This is a genomic window from Microbacterium sp. HJ5, assembly GCF_054824025.1.
In genome coordinates this window covers 218,955-234,804 of record NZ_JSYE01000013.1, presented here as the reverse complement: position 1 = coordinate 234,804, position 15,850 = coordinate 218,955, and the positions used below count along the sequence as shown (strand labels likewise).

At 71.1% G+C, this 15,850-nt stretch carries 15 protein-coding genes and 1 tRNA gene; 4 read left to right on the top strand and 12 right to left on the bottom strand.

Annotated features, from left to right (window positions below; genetic code table 11):
* Nucleotides 1-92 precede the first annotated feature (92 nt).
* Nucleotides 93-2,684 (bottom strand): leucine--tRNA ligase, encoded by a 2,592-nt coding sequence (leuS, locus tag OB08_RS07580; protein ID WP_461473732.1) that lies wholly within the window; start codon nucleotides 2,682-2,684, stop codon nucleotides 93-95.
* Between the two features lie 70 nt (nucleotides 2,685-2,754).
* A complete protein-coding gene (gene pabB / locus OB08_RS07575) occupies nucleotides 2,755-4,059 on the bottom strand; it encodes an aminodeoxychorismate synthase component I (protein ID WP_461473730.1) in 1,305 nt (434 codons plus the stop codon).
* Between the two features lie 42 nt (nucleotides 4,060-4,101).
* On the opposite strand from pabB, the gene OB08_RS07570 reads away from it, so the two are divergent.
* Genes OB08_RS07570 through OB08_RS07555 form a run of 4 tightly spaced genes read left to right on the top strand, consistent with a single transcriptional unit; the run spans nucleotide 4,102 to nucleotide 7,493 of the window.
* A complete protein-coding gene (locus OB08_RS07570) occupies nucleotides 4,102-4,794 on the top strand; it encodes a DedA family protein (protein ID WP_461473728.1) in 693 nt (230 codons plus the stop codon).
* Between the two features lie 4 nt (nucleotides 4,795-4,798).
* Nucleotides 4,799-5,833: an App1 family protein gene (locus OB08_RS07565; protein WP_461473726.1), complete on the top strand. Its 1,035-nt coding sequence runs from the start codon at nucleotides 4,799-4,801 to the stop codon at nucleotides 5,831-5,833.
* A 28-nt stretch (nucleotides 5,834-5,861) separates the two neighbouring features.
* Nucleotides 5,862-6,575 (top strand): SOS response-associated peptidase, encoded by a 714-nt coding sequence (locus tag OB08_RS07560; protein WP_461473724.1) that lies wholly within the window; start codon nucleotides 5,862-5,864, stop codon nucleotides 6,573-6,575.
* Between the two features lie 42 nt (nucleotides 6,576-6,617).
* Nucleotides 6,618-7,493, top strand: a complete 876-nt coding sequence (locus OB08_RS07555) for a 3-methyladenine DNA glycosylase (protein ID WP_461473722.1) — start codon at nucleotides 6,618-6,620, stop codon at nucleotides 7,491-7,493.
* 1 nt (nucleotide 7,494) lies between these two features.
* Here OB08_RS07555 and OB08_RS07550 read toward each other — a convergent pair whose 3' ends face one another.
* The 10 genes from OB08_RS07550 to OB08_RS07505 form a co-directional block, all read right to left on the bottom strand.
* Nucleotides 7,495-8,700 (bottom strand): glycoside hydrolase family 3 N-terminal domain-containing protein, encoded by a 1,206-nt coding sequence (locus tag OB08_RS07550; RefSeq protein WP_461473720.1) that lies wholly within the window; start codon nucleotides 8,698-8,700, stop codon nucleotides 7,495-7,497.
* 44 nt (nucleotides 8,701-8,744) lie between these two features.
* Nucleotides 8,745-10,424 (bottom strand): acyl-CoA dehydrogenase family protein, encoded by a 1,680-nt coding sequence (locus OB08_RS07545; protein ID WP_461473718.1) that lies wholly within the window; start codon nucleotides 10,422-10,424, stop codon nucleotides 8,745-8,747.
* Nucleotides 10,421-11,506 (bottom strand): zinc-binding metallopeptidase family protein, encoded by a 1,086-nt coding sequence (locus tag OB08_RS07540; RefSeq protein ID WP_461473716.1) that lies wholly within the window; start codon nucleotides 11,504-11,506, stop codon nucleotides 10,421-10,423. Before OB08_RS07540 ends, OB08_RS07545 begins: the two co-directional genes overlap by 4 nt.
* A gap of 48 nt (nucleotides 11,507-11,554) precedes the next feature.
* On the bottom strand, nucleotides 11,555-12,706 hold the full coding sequence (locus OB08_RS07535; protein ID WP_461473714.1) for a PQQ-dependent sugar dehydrogenase: 1,152 nt from the start codon (nucleotides 12,704-12,706) through the stop codon (nucleotides 11,555-11,557).
* Nucleotides 12,703-13,179, bottom strand: a complete 477-nt coding sequence (locus OB08_RS07530; protein WP_461473712.1) for a VOC family protein — start codon at nucleotides 13,177-13,179, stop codon at nucleotides 12,703-12,705. The genes OB08_RS07535 and OB08_RS07530 overlap by 4 nt, the downstream gene beginning before the upstream one ends.
* Nucleotides 13,180-13,287: 108 nt before the next feature.
* Nucleotides 13,288-13,363, bottom strand: a tRNA-Ala gene (locus OB08_RS07525).
* Between the two features lie 71 nt (nucleotides 13,364-13,434).
* Nucleotides 13,435-13,812, bottom strand: coding sequence for a ribosome silencing factor (gene rsfS / locus OB08_RS07520; RefSeq protein WP_461473710.1), 378 nt, complete (start codon nucleotides 13,810-13,812; stop codon nucleotides 13,435-13,437).
* The gene (locus OB08_RS07515) at nucleotides 13,812-14,999 is read right to left on the bottom strand and encodes a hypothetical protein (RefSeq protein WP_461473708.1); all 1,188 of its coding nucleotides are present in this window, start codon (nucleotides 14,997-14,999) and stop codon (nucleotides 13,812-13,814) included. Before OB08_RS07515 ends, rsfS begins: the two co-directional genes overlap by 1 nt.
* A complete protein-coding gene (gene nadD, locus OB08_RS07510; RefSeq protein WP_461473706.1) occupies nucleotides 14,996-15,592 on the bottom strand; it encodes a nicotinate-nucleotide adenylyltransferase in 597 nt (198 codons plus the stop codon). The genes OB08_RS07515 and nadD overlap by 4 nt, the downstream gene beginning before the upstream one ends.
* 9 nt (nucleotides 15,593-15,601) lie before the next feature.
* A complete protein-coding gene (locus tag OB08_RS07505; protein WP_461473704.1) occupies nucleotides 15,602-15,826 on the bottom strand; it encodes a hypothetical protein in 225 nt (74 codons plus the stop codon).
* Nucleotides 15,827-15,850: the final 24 nt, after the last annotated feature.

Here is a 15,850-nt window from a genome sequence, read left to right as displayed (position 1 = left end):
ACTCACGCTAGGAGCGCGCTCGATCACCGCCGCCGGAAGCGGTTCGTCCTGTGGACGCGGCGAGGGATCCCGGCGTCGTGGAGGAAGCGGCGTCAGTGCGTGCTGAAGCTCACGACCTTCGGCGGCCGCACGACAGCCCGCGTGATCTCGCGGCCCGCGAGAGAGCGCAGCACGCGCTCGTCGGAGCGCGCGAGCCGCTCGAGCTCGGCCGCGTCGATGCGCGCGGGCACCTGGAGGGTGGCACGCACCTTGCCGTCGATCTGCACGACCGAGGTCACGGACTCCTCGACGAGCAGGGTCGGGTCGGCCGTGCGCCAGGTCACGAGGCCGACGAACCCCTCGTAGCCGAGGATCTCCCACATCTCCTCCGCGGTGTGCGGCGCGAAGAGATCGAGGATCATCGCCGTCACCTCGGCCGACTCGCGGACGGCGGGATCGGCAGGTCCGGCACCCGTGTCGATCGCCTTGCGGGTGGCGTTGACCAGCTCCATGAGGCGCGCGACGACCACGTTGAACTTGTTCTGCTCGACGAGTCCCGGAGCGTCGGCCAGCAGACGATGCGTGACGCGCCGCAGCGACGCGTCGCCTTCGGCCCAGATCACATCCGGCTCGCTCGTGACGTCCTTCGCGACGCGCCACGCGCGGGCGAGGAACTTCTGGGCACCCGTGGTCGACACGTCCTCCCAGTTGATGTCGTCCTCGACCGGGCCTGCGAACGCGATGGCGGTGCGCACCGCGTCGGCGCCCGGGTCGATCATGCTCGACGCGAACTCGACGAGGTTGCCCTTGCTCTTGGACATCTTCGAGCCGCCGAGCAGCACCATGCCCTGGTTGATCAGGCTGGTGAAGGGCTCGGTGAACTCGATGAGGCCCATGTCGAAGAGGACCTTGGTGATGAAGCGCGCGTACAGCAGGTGCAGGATCGCGTGCTCGACGCCGCCGATGTACGAGTCGACGGGCGCCCACTTGTCGGCCTCCCGCGTGGGGAACGCCTGCGTCGGGTCGTTCGAGGCGAGGAAGCGCAGGAAGTACCACGAGCTGTCGACGAACGTGTCCATCGTGTCGGGGTCGCGCCGTGCCGGCTCGCCCGTCTCGGGGTCGACGGTCGCCATCCACTCCGCCGCGCCGCCCAGCGGCGACGTGCCCTTCGGAGCGAGGTCGAGTCCCTGTGCGTCCGGCAGGCGCAGCGGCAGCTGCTCGTCGGGCACGGGCACGATGCGGCCGTCCGCGGTGTGGATCATGGGGATCGGCGTGCCCCAGAAGCGCTGACGCGAGATCAGCCAGTCGCGCAGGCGGTAGGACTTCGCGGCGCGGCCCACGCCTGCGGCCTCGAGCTGCTCGATGACGCGCGCGATCGCGTTGCGCTTGGACAGTCCGTCCAGCGCGCCGGAGTTGATCATCCGGCCCTCGCCGACCAGCGCGACACCGGTCCTCGCGGGGTCGAGATCGGCGAGCGACTCCCCCTCGGCGCCCGGGTCGATCGGCACGCCGTCGTCGTCGAGCTCGATCACCGGGATCGCGCCCGTGATGGGCGCCGTCGTGTCGACGACGACCTTCACCGGCAGGTCGAACGCGCGTGCGAAGTCGAGGTCGCGCTGGTCGTGGGCCGGGACGGCCATGACCGCGCCGTGACCGTAGTCGGCCAGCACGTAGTCGGCGGCCCAGATCGGCAGCCGCTCCCCGTTGACGGGGTTGATCGCCCAGCGGTCGAGGAACACGCCGGTCTTCGGGCGGTCGGTGCTCTGACGCTCGATGTCGGTCTCGCGCTGCACACGCTCGAGGTAATCCTGGAAACGGGCGCGCACCTCGACCGACGAACCGGCGGCCAGCTCGGCGGCCAGGTCGCTGTCGGGCGCCACGACGAAGAACGTCGCGCCGTGCAGCGTGTCAGGACGCGTGGAGAACACGGTGACCCGCTCGTCGCGGCCCTCGATCTCGAACTCGATGTCGGCGCCCACCGAGCGGCCGATCCAGTTCCGCTGCATGCGGATGACCTTCTGCGGCCAGAATCCCTCGAGCTGGTTCAGGTCGTCGAGCAGCCGGTCGGCGTACTCGGTGATCTTGAAGTACCACTGCGTGAGCTTCTTCTTCACGACCTCGGCGCCGCAGCGCTCGCAGTGCCCGTCGACGACCTGCTCGTTCGCGAGCACCGTCTGATCGCGGGGGCACCAGTTGACCGGGCTGTCCTTGCGGTACGCCAGCCCGCGCTCGTAGAGACGCTGGAACAGCCACTGATTCCAGCGGTAGTACTCGGGGTCGCTCGTGTGGAGGATGCGCGACCAGTCGTAGGACGAGCCGTACTCGCGGAAGCTCTTCTTGTGCTGCTCGATGTTGGCGTAGGTCCACTCGCGCGGGTCGGCCCCGCGCTGGATCGCCGCGTTCTCGGCGGGGAGGCCGAACGAGTCCCAGCCGATGGGGTTGAGCACGTTGTACCCGCGGTGGCGCCAGAACCGCGCCACCACGTCGACGTAGGCGTAGTTCTCGGCGTGGCCCATGTGCAGGTCGCCCGAGGGGTACGGGAACATCCCGAGCACGTACTTGCGCGGACGCGTGTCGTCGTCGCCGCCGGCGCGGAAGGGATCGGCCTCGTCCCAGCGGGCCTGCCACTTGCGCTGGACGGCGTAGGCGTCGTACCCCCCGCTCTCGGCGGGCGCGGTGGTGTCGGGCGGAGTGGTCTGTGACACGAGGGAACCAATCGGAGGGATGCCGGGGGGCGCGCGCAGCGCGAAAGTCCAGGTTACCGGACCGCCGGCCTCACCAGCCGGGTGGCAGCGCCGCTCCCAGCGCGGCGAGGGGTCCGCGCGCCTTGACGCCGACCTCGGCGACCTCGGCCGCGGCATCCGATCGCCATGTGATGCCTCCGCCCGCCCCGACGTACGCACCGCCCGGGTGCACGACGATCGAGCGGATCACCATGGCGAGGTCGAGCGCGCCGTCGTCGCCGACCCAGCCGAAGCAGCCGGCGAAGACGCCCCGCGGTGCCCGCTCGAGGTCGTGCAGGATGGTCATCGCCGAGAGCTTCGGAGCCCCGGTCATGCTCCCCGCCGGGAAGGTCGCATCGAGGAGGTCCCCGACGGTGACGCCGTGTGCGAGCGTGCCCGACACGGTGCTCACGAGCTGATGCACCGCCGGGTACGACTCCACCTCGAGCAGTCCGTCCACGCCGACCGAGCCGGGCTCGCACACGCGCGACAGGTCGTTGCGCATGAGGTCGACGATCATGACGTTCTCGGCGCGCTCCTTCGCATCCGTGAGGAGCTCCTCGGCCAGCGCGGCGTCGGCGGCGGCGTCCGCCCCGCGCGGCCGGGTGCCCTTGATCGGCCGCGTGCGCACGACCCCCTCCTCGACCTCGAGGAAGCGCTCCGGGCTCGCGCTGGCCAGCGACACCGGGCCGGAGCGCACGAATCCGCCGTGGTGCGCGGGCGTGACGGCGCGCAGTCGCCGATATGCGGCGAGTGCGTCGACGGATGCCGCGACCTCGAACCGCGTCGTCAGGCACAGCTGGTACGCATCTCCCTCGCGGATCGCGTCGCGGCACCGTCCGATGAGGCCCGCGTACTCCTCGGCGGTGTGACGGGATGCCGCCGCCGTCGGCTCCGCGGACGCCGCGGGCGTCGCGGCGAACGCGGCGAAGCGCGCGGCCTCTGCGGCGAGCTCGTCGGCGCGGCCCGCCGTCGCGACGGCCCACGCGCGCCGCCCCCCGTGGTCGAAGGCGACGAACTCGTCGACCCGCAGCCACTTCGCGCGCGGCATCCGCTCGTCGTACCGGGCCGGAGCTCCGGCGCGCTCCGCGGCCTCGTCGTAGCCGAGCCACCCCACCCATCCGCCGCGGAACCGGCCGGCCTCCCAGGCCTCGCCCCCGGCGCGTGCGCAGGTGACGGCGCGCGGCGCGCCGGCATCGGCTTCGGGCGTTCCCGAGCCGACCCAGCTCCAGCCGAGCTCGGCGTCGGGTCCGGCATCCAGCCAGAAGGCATGGGGGTCGTCCGCGTGCAGAGCGAGGAAGACGGATGCCGGATCCGCCCATGCCGCCAGTTCGACGGCGACGAGGGGGTCCGACATGTTCCCAGGCTAGAGCCACGGCCGTCGTTCTAGGCTCGTGGCGTGAACGAGTTCCTGACGTGGCTGCTCGACGCCGTGCAGAGCGTCGACCCGATCGTCAGGACGCTGCTCGCCGGGGTCGCGATCATGCTCGAGACCAGCGTGCTGATCGGACTCGTCGTGCCCGGCGACACCGTCGTCATCGTGGCGGCCACCGCGGTGGCCTCGCCGCTGGAGGGCATCCTGCTCGGCCTCGCCGTGGTCATCGGGGCGCTCATCGGCGAGAGCATCGGGTTCTGGCTCGGCCGATTCCTCGGCCCGAAGATCCAGCACTCGTGGCTCGGGCGCCGGATCGGCGAGGAGAACTGGGCCCGCTCCGAGCGCTACCTGCTCCGACGCGGTGGACCGGCGATCTTCCTGTCGCGGTTCCTGCCCGTGCTCCACTCGCTGGTGCCGCTCACCGTGGGCATGAGCGGCTACCCGTACCGCCGGTTCCTCGCCTGGACGATCCCGGCATGCGTGATCTGGGCGACCCTCTACATCTCGGTCGCGGCCGTCGCCGCGGGCACCTACCGTCAGCTGGCGGACCAGCTCCACTACGCGGGCTACATCTTCGTCGGCATCATCGTGGTGTTCCTCGTGCTCGTCTTCGTCAGCAAGAAGATCATCGAGCGTGCGGAGCGCAAGCACCTCGACCACGGACATGAGCACGATGGCACTCGTGCAGGTCTCGTCGAGGAGGACGTGGAAGACTGAGAGGATGCCCGAGAAAGAGACGACCCCTCGCACCAAGGTGCTGTGGTTCGCCCGGCTCGAGTACCGATTCCACTCCTGGCGGGAGCGGCGGGCCCGCCGTCGCGGGCACACGCCCACCGTCACGCCGTTCCCGGGCTACGCCGGGCCCGGCTGGGTGCGCGTCCTCGGGCGCGTCATGATCGTGCCGCCCGTCAAGCCGACGGAGTCGGGCGAGTACGCGCGTGTGCGCGGATGGCGCAGCTTCGTCGCCGTGCCCATCGGATACGCGCAGGTCACCGTCACGATCGCGGGCGTCGGGCACGACGTCGTGGCCGATCGCGGCGGAGTGATCGACGTGCGGCTGCCGGCCGCGCTGGAGCCCGGCTGGCAGACGTTCACGATGACGGTGGAGGACGGCGAGCCGGTCGAGACGAGGGTCTTCGTCGTCGCACCCGACGTCACGTTCGGCGTGGTGTCGGATGTGGACGACACCGTCATGGTGACGGCTCTCCCGCGTCCGCTGCTCGCGGCCTGGAACTCCTTCGTCGTCGACGAGCACGCCCGTCAGCCGGTTCCGGGAATGGCGGTGCTGATGGAGCGGGTCGTACGCGACAACCCCGGCTCGCCCGTCGTCTACCTGTCCACCGGCGCGTGGAACATCGCGCCCACGCTCATGCGCTTCCTGCGGCGGCACCTGTTCCCGCCCGGCGCGCTGCTGCTCACGGACTGGGGGCCCACGCACGACCGCTGGTTCCGCAGCGGCAAGGCGCACAAGCTCTCCAACCTGCGCCGGCTCGCCGAGGAGTTCCCGCACGTGCGGTGGCTGCTGATCGGCGACGACGGGCAGCACGACGACGAGCTCTACACGACCTTCACGTCGGAGCATCCCGGCAATGTCGTCGGCGTCGCCATCCGGCGCCTCTCGCCCGCCGAGGCCGTGCTCGCCGGTGGTCGCACGGCCGTCAACGACCACTCCGCGGCATCCGTCCCCTGGGTGTCGGAGTCGGACGGCGCCGGGCTGCTCGACCGCCTGCAGGACGTCGGCGTCATCCCGCGCTGACGTCGGGGGCCGCGCGTAGGCTGGCCGCATGTGCGGACGATTCGTAGTCGCCAGTGCCGGATCCGAGCTCGTCGGCGTTCTCCGCGTCGACGTCGAGGGCGATGATCTCCCCGAGCCCTCGTACAACGTCGCGCCGACCGCCCAAGTGGCGATCGTGCTCGACTCGCTGAAGGAGGAGCTGCCGACGCGGCGGCTCGAGAGCGCACGCTGGGGTCTCGTGCCCGGCTGGGCGAAGGATCCGAAGATCGGCGCGCGCGCCTTCAACGCCCGCTCCGAAGAGCTCGAAGACAAGCCGATGTTCCGTACCGCGCTCGAGAAGCGCCGCGCCGTCGTGCCGAGCTCGGGCTACTACGAGTGGAAGACCGCCGACGGCGTCAAGACACCCCACTACATCCATCCCGCCGACGGCTCACCGCTGCTCATGGCGGGCCTGTACGAATGGTGGCGCGACAAGTCCAAGGCCGACGACGATCCCGACCGCTGGCTCCTGAGCTTCACGATCCTCACGCGCGACTCGATCGGCCGGCTGGGCTCGATCCACGACCGCATGCCGCTCTTCCTCGACGCCGACCACGCCGACGCGTGGCTCGACCCCACCACCGACAACGTGCGCGACGTCCTCGACGCCGCCATCGACGCGGCACCTGCCCTCGCCGACACGCTCGACGACCACGTCGTCTCCAAGGCGGTCGGCAACGTGCGCAACAACTCCCCCGAGCTGATCGAACCGGTCGAAGCCTGAGCTTCCCGCTGTCGTCCAGATCGCCACGCGTATCCTCAAACGGTGACGATCGCCCCGCCCTCGCTCTGTGCGCTGACCGCGGCCGAATGGCACGGGCTCGAGGACGCGCATGCCGAACGCGCCGATGCGCTGACGGCCGGTCATCGCCTTCGCGCGTCACGCGGCGAGAAGCATCCCGTCGAGGACTTCCTCTTCACCTACTACTCGTACAAGCCGTCGGTGCTCCGCCGCTGGCACCCCGGCGCCGGGGTCGAGCTGCAGGATGCTGCGGGCACCGAGCGCGCCGCGTGGCGCTGGTATGCACCGGGCACGGAGTCCGGCTCGCTCGTCGTCGACGGGACCGCGCTCCGCGCTGAGCGGGGCGACCTCATCGCCAACGTCGGCAAGGTCATCCGCGCGACGGCGGGGCGGGCCGGGAGCTTCGGCTGCTTGGGCCTCCACGAATGGGCGATGGTCTACCGCGAGCCGGGTCACCGGCACGATGTCCCGTTGCGGCTCGGCCAGGACGGCACCGACGCGGTCGTCGAGGCGCACGAGCTGCGGTGCACGCACTTCGACGCCTTCCGGTTCTTCACTCCCGCCGCCGTCCCCCGCAATCGTGACGCGCCGTCGCGCGACCGTCAGCCCGAACTGGAGCAGCCCGGCTGCCTCCACGCCGGCATGGATCTCTACAAGTGGGCGGCCAAGCTCGGCCCTCTCGTCCCCGGCGGTCTCCTGCTCGACGCTTTCGAGCTCGCCCGCGACATCCGAACGCTCGACATGAAGGCGTCGCCGTACGACCTCGCGGACTGGGGATACGACCCGGTGCGAATCGAGACGCCGGAGGGCAAGGCGCAGTACGTCAGCGCGCAGCGAGGATTCTCGGCGCGTGGTCAGGCGCTGCGCGAGCGTCTCCTCGCCGTCATCGACGGCGGCTGAGTCAGCCGGCGGGCTCGCAGTCAGGGCACGGGAGCAGGCCGCGGCCGTCGGCGGCGAGGCCGAGACGCAGCGCGGTCACGCGAGTCGCCGCTTGGCGCAGCCGCTCCGCGGGCAGCGTTCCGTCCTCGACGGCCGCCACGATCCCCTCGACGATGCGCGGAGCGCTCTCCGGGGTCGAGAACATCACGGCGAGCACGAGATCGTTGCCGGCCGCGAGCGCGGCGACGGCGTTCGCGACGGGGTCGGCGTAGGCGGCGATGCCGGATGCCTGCAGCATGCCCAGATCGTCCGTCACGGTCACGCCCTCGAACCCGAGCTCCTCGCGCGCGATGCGGTGCCATTCGGCCGAGAGGCTCGCAGGCTTCGCGTCGACGGCCGTGTAGGCGAGGTGGCCGAACATGAGCAGCGGAGCCCCGGCCTCGACTCCCGCCCGGAACGGAAGACCGTCTGCGGCCTCCCACTGGGCCTTGGTCATGCTCGTCGACGGGATGCCCGCGTGAGAGTCGCCCGGGGCGGCACCGTGGCCGGGGAAGTGCTTGAGCGTCGACAGCGCGGAGCCGTCCTCTCCGGCCACCGCGGCTGCCACCCGGTCGGCGGCGCCGGACGGGCTCGTCCCGAGCGCTCGCCGGTAGATGAACGATGCCGGGTCGGCCGTTTCATCCGCGACGATGCCGAAGTTCACTCCGATGCCGGCGCGCTGCACGAGCGCCGCGCGCGCGGCGAACGCCTCCTGCGCGGCCGCGGGCGGTGCAACCTTCAGCTCGAGCCCGGAGGCGAGATCGTCCCACGGCAGGCGCGAGACGTCGCCGCCCTCCTGGTCGACGGCGATCACCGGCGGCAGCGCCGGATCCACCGTCAGCGCCGCCGTCACCGCCCGCAGCGCGCTCTCGCCGGGCGGGATGTTCGCGCCCATGAGGATGAACCCGCCGATGCCCGTCGCCTCCATGTAGGAGCGGAGGGCCGCGGCATCCGTCGTCGGGATGTGCCCCATCACCACGGACGCCGCCATCTCCTGCGTCGACATGTCGTCGACCCGAGCGGATGCCTCCGCGTCGACGTCATCGTTCGTTGCGGGCTCCACGCGCACGCTCACCCCGGACTCGGGTGAGGGTGCCGCGCCGGCCGGCGATCCGCCGGCCGCGGCCCCGACAGCGATCACGGCCGCGATCGCGACGCCCGCCGTACCCACGCGCCGCGATCCGCTCATCCCACCAGCGTAGGTGCGATCTCCCGATCCCGGCCGGGTGCCGCTCAGTGCCGCGCGACGATGGCCGCGGCATCCGTCCCCGCAGGCAGCGCGCCGTACATCGCCGCGCGGTCGTCACCGAGGCGGGAGGCGATGAACGTCTCCGCGTCGAGAGACGGGGCGTGCCGCAGCATGAGCGAGGCCTGGAACGCGAGGGCGAGGGACTCGGCCAGGCGCCGGGCCTGCGCCTGCGCGGCCGCCGGCTCCTCGCCCTCGAGGCGCCGCAGGAGACCGAGGGTGCGGTCGACATGGCCGTCGAGGAGGGCGGACGCGCCGCGGGTGCCCGACAGCTCGTCGGCGAACGCCGTCGCCGAGTCGGGATCGCGTGTCAGGGCACGGAGCACGTCGAGGGCGATGACGTTGCCCGACCCCTCCCAGATCGCCATGACCGGCTGCTCGCGGTAGCGGCGCGCAAGCGGGAACGCCTCGGTGTACCCGTTGCCGCCGAGGCACTCGAGGGCCTCGTACGCGTGCTGCGGCCCGCGCTTGCACACCCAGTACTTCGTCACGGGCGTGGCGAGGCGGCGGAGCGCGACATCGCGATCGGATGCCTCGGCCTCGAAGAGCTGGGCGAGCCGGAGCCCGCTGAGCATCGCCGCCTCGTACTCGAGCGCCAGGTCGGCCAGGACAGCGGTCATCGCCGGCTGGTCGACGAGAGGAGCACCGAAGGCCGCGCGCCCGCGTGCGTGCCATACGGCTTCGGCGACGGACTGGCGCATGCCTGCCGCGGTCCCGAGCACGCAGTCGAGCCGTGTGCGCTGGACCATCTCGATGATCGTGCGGACGCCGCGTCCCGGCTCGCCGAGCACGAAGCCCACCGTGCCGTCGAACTCGACCTCGGCGGAGGCGTTCGATCGGTTGCCGAGCTTGTCCTTGAGCCGCTGCAGCCGGAAGACGTTGCGCATCCCGTGCGGCAGGAGCCGCGGAACGAACAGACAGGACAATCCCTCTTCGGCACCCCCTCGGCGCGTGTGCGCGAGCACCAGGAAGGCGTCGGACATCGGTGCCGAGCAGAACCACTTGTGGCCGGTCAGCTGGTACGCGTGCCCGCCCATGTACTCGCCGACGGTGGTGCCCGCGCGCACGTCCGAACCGCCCTGCTTCTCGGTCATCGCCATGCCGATGAGCGCGCCCGGCTTCTCCTCGGCCGGCAGCAGTCGCGGATCGTACGCGCGCTGGTACAGCCGTGGCAGCCAGGTCTCCGCGACCCAGGGGGAACCTTCGATCGAGGCGACGGCCGCGTGCGTCATCGATACAGGACACGCGTGGCCGGGCTCGGCCTGCGCGAAGAGCATGAAGGTGGCCGCCCGCGCCACGTGTGCGCCGGGCCGCGGATCGGCGAACGCCGAGGTGTGCGCGCCGCGCGCGACGGCTGCGCCGAGCACCCGGTGGTACGACGGGTCGTACTCCACCTCGTCGAGACGGAAGCCCCACCTGTCGTGGGTGTGCAGCGTCGGGGTGTGCAGGTCGGCCAGTTCGGCGTCGCGCTGGAAGTCGAGTGATCCGACGAGCGATCCGGCGTCGCGCAGACCCTTGTCGGCCCAGCCCGCACCGAAGGTCTCGACCGCCGCGACGAGCGGGGCGTTGGACCCGTACTCGTCGACGTCGACGCGCCACGGCGGCTGATTCTCCACGTAGTGAGTGGCGGCGCCGATGACGCGCTGGCCGCGCGAAGACGACGTCACGTCTGCTCCGTGTCGCGCGCGAAGGCCAGGGCGAACTGCTCCTCGAACGTCAGCGGGGCGCGTGTGATGATGTCGTGGACGAACTCGAGCTTGTGCCTTACCGGACCGACGATCGTGAACGGGTAGAGATCGCCGAAGCCCATCGCCCGGTTGATCCGGTTGAACCCCTGCGACATCCACTCCCAGTCGGTGAGCAGGCGCTGGATCGGCTCCTCGCGGTAGGACTCGAGCGGCACGACATCGGTGTCGCGCAGGTTCGTCACCGACGAGTCGAGATGGATGCCGAGCACCGCCGCCGTCTGGAGCGTGCCGGTGATGTGGAGGTAATGGGCGAAAGTCTCGGCGAAGTCCTCCCAGGGATGCATCGTGGCGTACTCAGAGATGAAGCTGTCGTGCCAGTTGGGCGGTGCGCCCAGCTTGTAATGGCGCGAGAGCGCCTCCTTGTAGCTCGCGCGCTCGTCACCGAAGAGCGCCCGGCATTTCGCCCACAGCTCCTCGTCGATCAGAAGGACGTTCTGGTAGTAGTGCCCCACCTCGTGGCGCAGGTGACCGAGGATCGTCCGGTAGGGCTCCCCCAGTCGCACGCGCAGCGCCTCGCGCCGATCGTCGAGGCTCTCCGCGAGGTCGATCGTGATGATCCCGTTCGCGTGCCCGATCATGACGGGCTTGCCGTCGGTCAGGCTGGAGATGAGGTCGAAGCCCAGCCCGCCCGGCTGGACGTCCCACGGCACGATCGGCAGCCCGAGGTCGCCGAGCTGCAGCAGGAGGCGGCGCTTGGCCTCCTCCGTCTTCGCCAGCTTCTCCAGGGCCACGGTGTCGTCGGCGGCGGGTCGGCGCCGCGTCAGTCGGCACGAGAAGCAGCGCCCTGCCGGCGCGTCCTCGCGCACGAGCCAGTTGCAGTCCCATTCGCGATTGGAGCACGTGTACCAGGTCCTGTCCTCGATGACCACGCGGCCGTGGCGAACGCCGAAGAACTGACGCGTGACGATGTGGTACGCGAGCTCGGCCTCGCAATTCGGGCACGTGAGCGTGTCGAGGTACACGAAGTGACGGCAGTGCGGACACCGGGGCTGGGAGCTCACGGTCTCACCGTAGCGCCCGCGCTTCCACCCCGGGCGGAGCGCCGCCGCTCACGGCGCCGGTGTCATGGTCAGCCGCAGAAGGAGGTCGTCTTCGGGTCGCGCATCGCCCCGTCCGTCGGTGTTGTTCGTCAGCACCCACAGGGCGTCGCCCGTCACGGCGACGACGTCCCGCAGGCGCCCCTGCTCGCCCGTGAGCGCGGCGAGGGGCTCGCCGCGCAGTTCGCCCCCGGCGGTGTCGACGACCCACATGCGCTCGCCGCGGAGGGCGGCGACGAAGATCGTGTCGCCGTGCGCGGCGATCCCGCTCGGACTGGATTCGCTCGTCGCCCAGACGGCGACCGGGTCGATCATCCCGGCACGACCCGCATCGCCCTCCACGACGGGCCAGCCGTAGTTGCCGCCGGGCTCGATGCGGTTCAGCTCGTCCCACGCGTTCTGGCCGAACTCGCTGGCCCACATCACGCCGTCGCTCGTCCACGCCACGCCCTGCACGTTGCGATGACCGAGCGACCACACGGCGGTGCCCCACGGGTTGCCCGGTGCCGGGTCCCCCTCCGGTGTGAGACGCAGGATCTTGCCGCCCAGCGCGTCGGGATCCTGCGCCGCCTCGCGCCGTTGCGCATCGCCCGTCGTCACGTACAGGAACCCGTCCGGTCCGAAGGCGAGGCGGCCGCCGTTGTGCGTGCTCTCTCGCGGGATGCCGTCGAACACGACCTCGGCCTCGCCGAGGGTGCGCGCGCCGGGGCCGCCGAGGAGGGGCATCCGCACCACGCGGTTGTCGTCGGTGGACCCGTGGTAGGCGTACAGCCACTCCGTCCCGCCGTCCGCCCGCAGCGCGAGGCCGTGCAGGCCGGACTCGCCGCCCGACAGGACCCCGGGCAGCGTTCCGACCGCGCGGACCTCGCCGCCCGCATCGAGTTCGAGCACCGCGCCGTCGTCGCGCTGCGAGATGAGCGCTCCTCCGTCGTCCGTCGGCACGACCGACCAGGGGGCCGAAAGCCCGCTCGCCAGCGTCTGCGGAGCGCCGTCGATGCGCCACCATCCGGAAGCCGCCTCCGACGCCGTCGCAGGTGGCGGCGTGGCGACGGGCGGGGCACTCGGCGGCACAGGCCTCGGGCTCGCGCCGGGCGCGCACGCGGCCACGGCCGTCACGGCGAGCACGAGGCATCCGGAGGCGATGAAGCGCAGTGCGGATGTCACGTCGACGCGGCCGCCGCCTCGATCGCCGCGATGTCGATCCGGCGCATGGTGAGCATCGCCTGCACCGCCCGGTGCGCCGTCTCGGGATCCGGGTGCCGGATCAGCTCGATCAGGCGATCGGGGATGATCTGCCACGACAGGCCCCACCGGTCCTTGAGCCAGCCGCACGGCTGCTCCTGCCCGCCGTCCGCGACGAGCGCGTTCCAGTAGCGGTCGACCTCCTCCTGGTCCTCGCACGACACGTAGAGGGAGATCGCCTCGGTGAACGGGAACTGGGGTCCGGCATCCATCGCGTAGTAGTCCCGCCCGACGAGGCGGAAGTGGGCGTGCATGACCTTGCCGCCCATGCCCGGAACCTCGTCGGGATACCGGCCCAGCGACACGATGACCGAGTCCGGGAAGAGCTCCGTGTAGAACGCGATCGCCGCCTCGGCGTCGTTGTCGAACCACAGGAACGGGGTCACGTCCGTCATCGTGCGCCTCCTCGGGATGCGACTCCAGACTCGTCGCTCGCGCGACGGCGGTCAACGGCTTGACACCCCCGGAAATGCGAAAACCCCCGGTTTCCCGGGGGTTTGTCGTGGTGGACCTGAGGGGACTCGAACCCCTGACCCCCTGCATGCCATGCAGGTGCGCTACCAGCTGCGCCACAGGCCCTTGTTTCGCTGCCCCGCGAGGCAACTCCACAAGCTTACAACACGTCGAGGCGTGCTCCGAACCAGCGCGGCCTACTCGGCGGGTGCCCGGGCGGGCACCTCGACGGGCACCACCGGGCAGTCCTTCCACAGACGCTCGAGGCCGTAGTAGACGCGCTCCTGCTCGTGGAACACGTGCACGACGAGGTCGCCGAAGTCGAGCAGCACCCAGCGTGCCTCCTGGCGGCCCTCGCGGCGCAGGCGCTTGTGCCCGGCCTCGAGCAGGCGGTCCTCGATCTCGTCCGCGATCGCGGCGACGTTGCGCTCGCTGCGACCCGTGACGAGGAGGAAGATGTCGACCAGCGGGAGCGGCTCGGAAACGTCGAGGGCGACGAGATCCTCGCCGCCCTTCGCGTCGGCCGCGACGGCCGCGATCTGCAGCATGTCGTGCGACTGGGGGGTCGCGGTCATCAGAGGACTCCTGTCGCGAAGGCGAGGATGAGCACGCCGACCAGGGCGAGCGCGAGTGCGCCGGCCGTGATGGCCAGGGTGAGCATGAGCTTGCTGCCCTTCTCGGGCACCGGGGGCCGGATGACCTCGCCGGCGGTCTTGACCGTGCTGATCGCCGAGCTCGCGGCGATGGGCGTCGGCGAGGAATGCGCCGGCAGCTCGCCGTCGATGAGCGTGGCGTCGACCTCCTTGCCGTCGGCCGTGCCGAGGGCGTGACCGGTCGACCCCAGGCCCTCGGGAAGGTTGAGCGTTCCCGTGATGAGGACCTCGCCCGTCGCGCTGAGGGGGGCGACGATCGGAGCCACCTCAGGAGCCTGCGACAGGATGAGGGCGTTGGGCATCGAGACCGCGCCGGTGCTGCGTGCGAGCAGCTGGTCGAACGACGGCGGGAGCTCGGCCTGCTCGGGCTGGCCCGACAGCAGCCCGGCGCCGAACAGCGGGCTGACCACACGGTCCTTCTGCTCGTCGGCGTCGTCCTCGGCATCGTCGTCGGCGACGTCGGAGCGCGTCTCGGCACCGTTATCGTCGTGGACGATGTCGGCCCACGAGCCGAACGGCGACTCGGGCGCGGCCTCATCCGTCGATGCCGGGACCGCTGCGGCGGGCTCGGGTTCGGCGGCGACCACCGGGGCGGGCGCGGTCGCCAGCCCGAAGAGGTCGTGCATGCCGCTGTTCAGGCTCGCCGGCTCGTTGCGGGTGATCGGCGGTGCTTCGGTGACGAGCGTGGGCGCCGAGACCGACGCGGCGTGAGCGGCGGCGACCTCGGGCGTGATGACGGGGACGGATGCCGTGCGGATGCGCTCCTGCTGACGGGCCTGACGGCGCGTGAGCGGCGATGCGCCGAGGTCGACGGACGAGTCGGCGACGGGCGCCGGCGCGACGACCACGGGGGCGACAGGGCGCGGAAGCGGGGCGACGGCCACGGGGGACGGCGTCGGCTGCGAGGCGGCGGCGGGCGCCCACGAGGCGACCGGTGCGCCCGCGTTGCGGGGCGGGGTCTCCAACGGCGTCGCGGGATCCGCGGGGGCGGGTGCCGCGGCTTCGGCGGCTTCCTCGGCGGTGATGACGGGGGTCGATCCGGTGTTGCGGATCTCGCGCATCTGCTTGCGCGTCAGCGGTGGGTTCGCCGGCTGCTCGGGTTCACTCATTCCTTGCTCCGGTAGAGATGGTGCTTCGCAATGTATTGGACGACCCCGTCAGGAACGAGGTACCACACGGGGTGTCCCTGTTCTACGCGGTCACGGCAGTCCGTCGACGAGATGGCGAGAGCGGGGATCTCGAGCTGACTCACGTCGTCGCTGGGCAGTCCGTCCGTGCTGAGTACGTGTCCGGGTCGGGAGACCGCGACGAAATGCGCGAGGTCCCACAACTCATCATGGTCCCTCCAACTGAGAATTTGCGCTATGGCGTCCGCGCCGGTGATGAAGTACAGCTCGGCATCGGGTCGCTGGGCCTTGAGATCACGCAGCGTGTCGATCGTGTACGTCGGTCCGGAGCGGTCGATGTCGACGCGGCTCACAGTGAAGCGGGGGTTGGATGCCGTGGCGATCACGGTCATCAGGTAGCGGTGCTCGCTCGGTGAGACGCCGTCCTTCTGCCACGGCTCGCCCGTCGGCACGAAGACGACCTCGTCGAGGTCGAACCACTGAGCGACTTCGCTCGCGGCGACGAGGTGACCGTGATGGATGGGATCGAACGTCCCACCCATGACCCCGATCCTCGGGGCGGCCGTCACCGACATGCAGTCGGCCTAGTGGCCGTGCCCCACATGCTGGACGTCGTTCGCGTGAGCCTTCGCGTACGCCTCGGCCTTGTGCGCGTGGCGGTTGGCGACGTTGCGGTAGGAGAGCGTGACGATCGCCAGCGCGGCGAAGACGCAGATCGCGACGATGCCGTAGCCGACGGTCTCGAGTGCGACGTTGCCGTGGTGCTCGGACTCTTCCGCGGCGAGGGCGACGATCGTGGCGATGGTCATTCGGGCTCCGTTCGATTCGCCTGC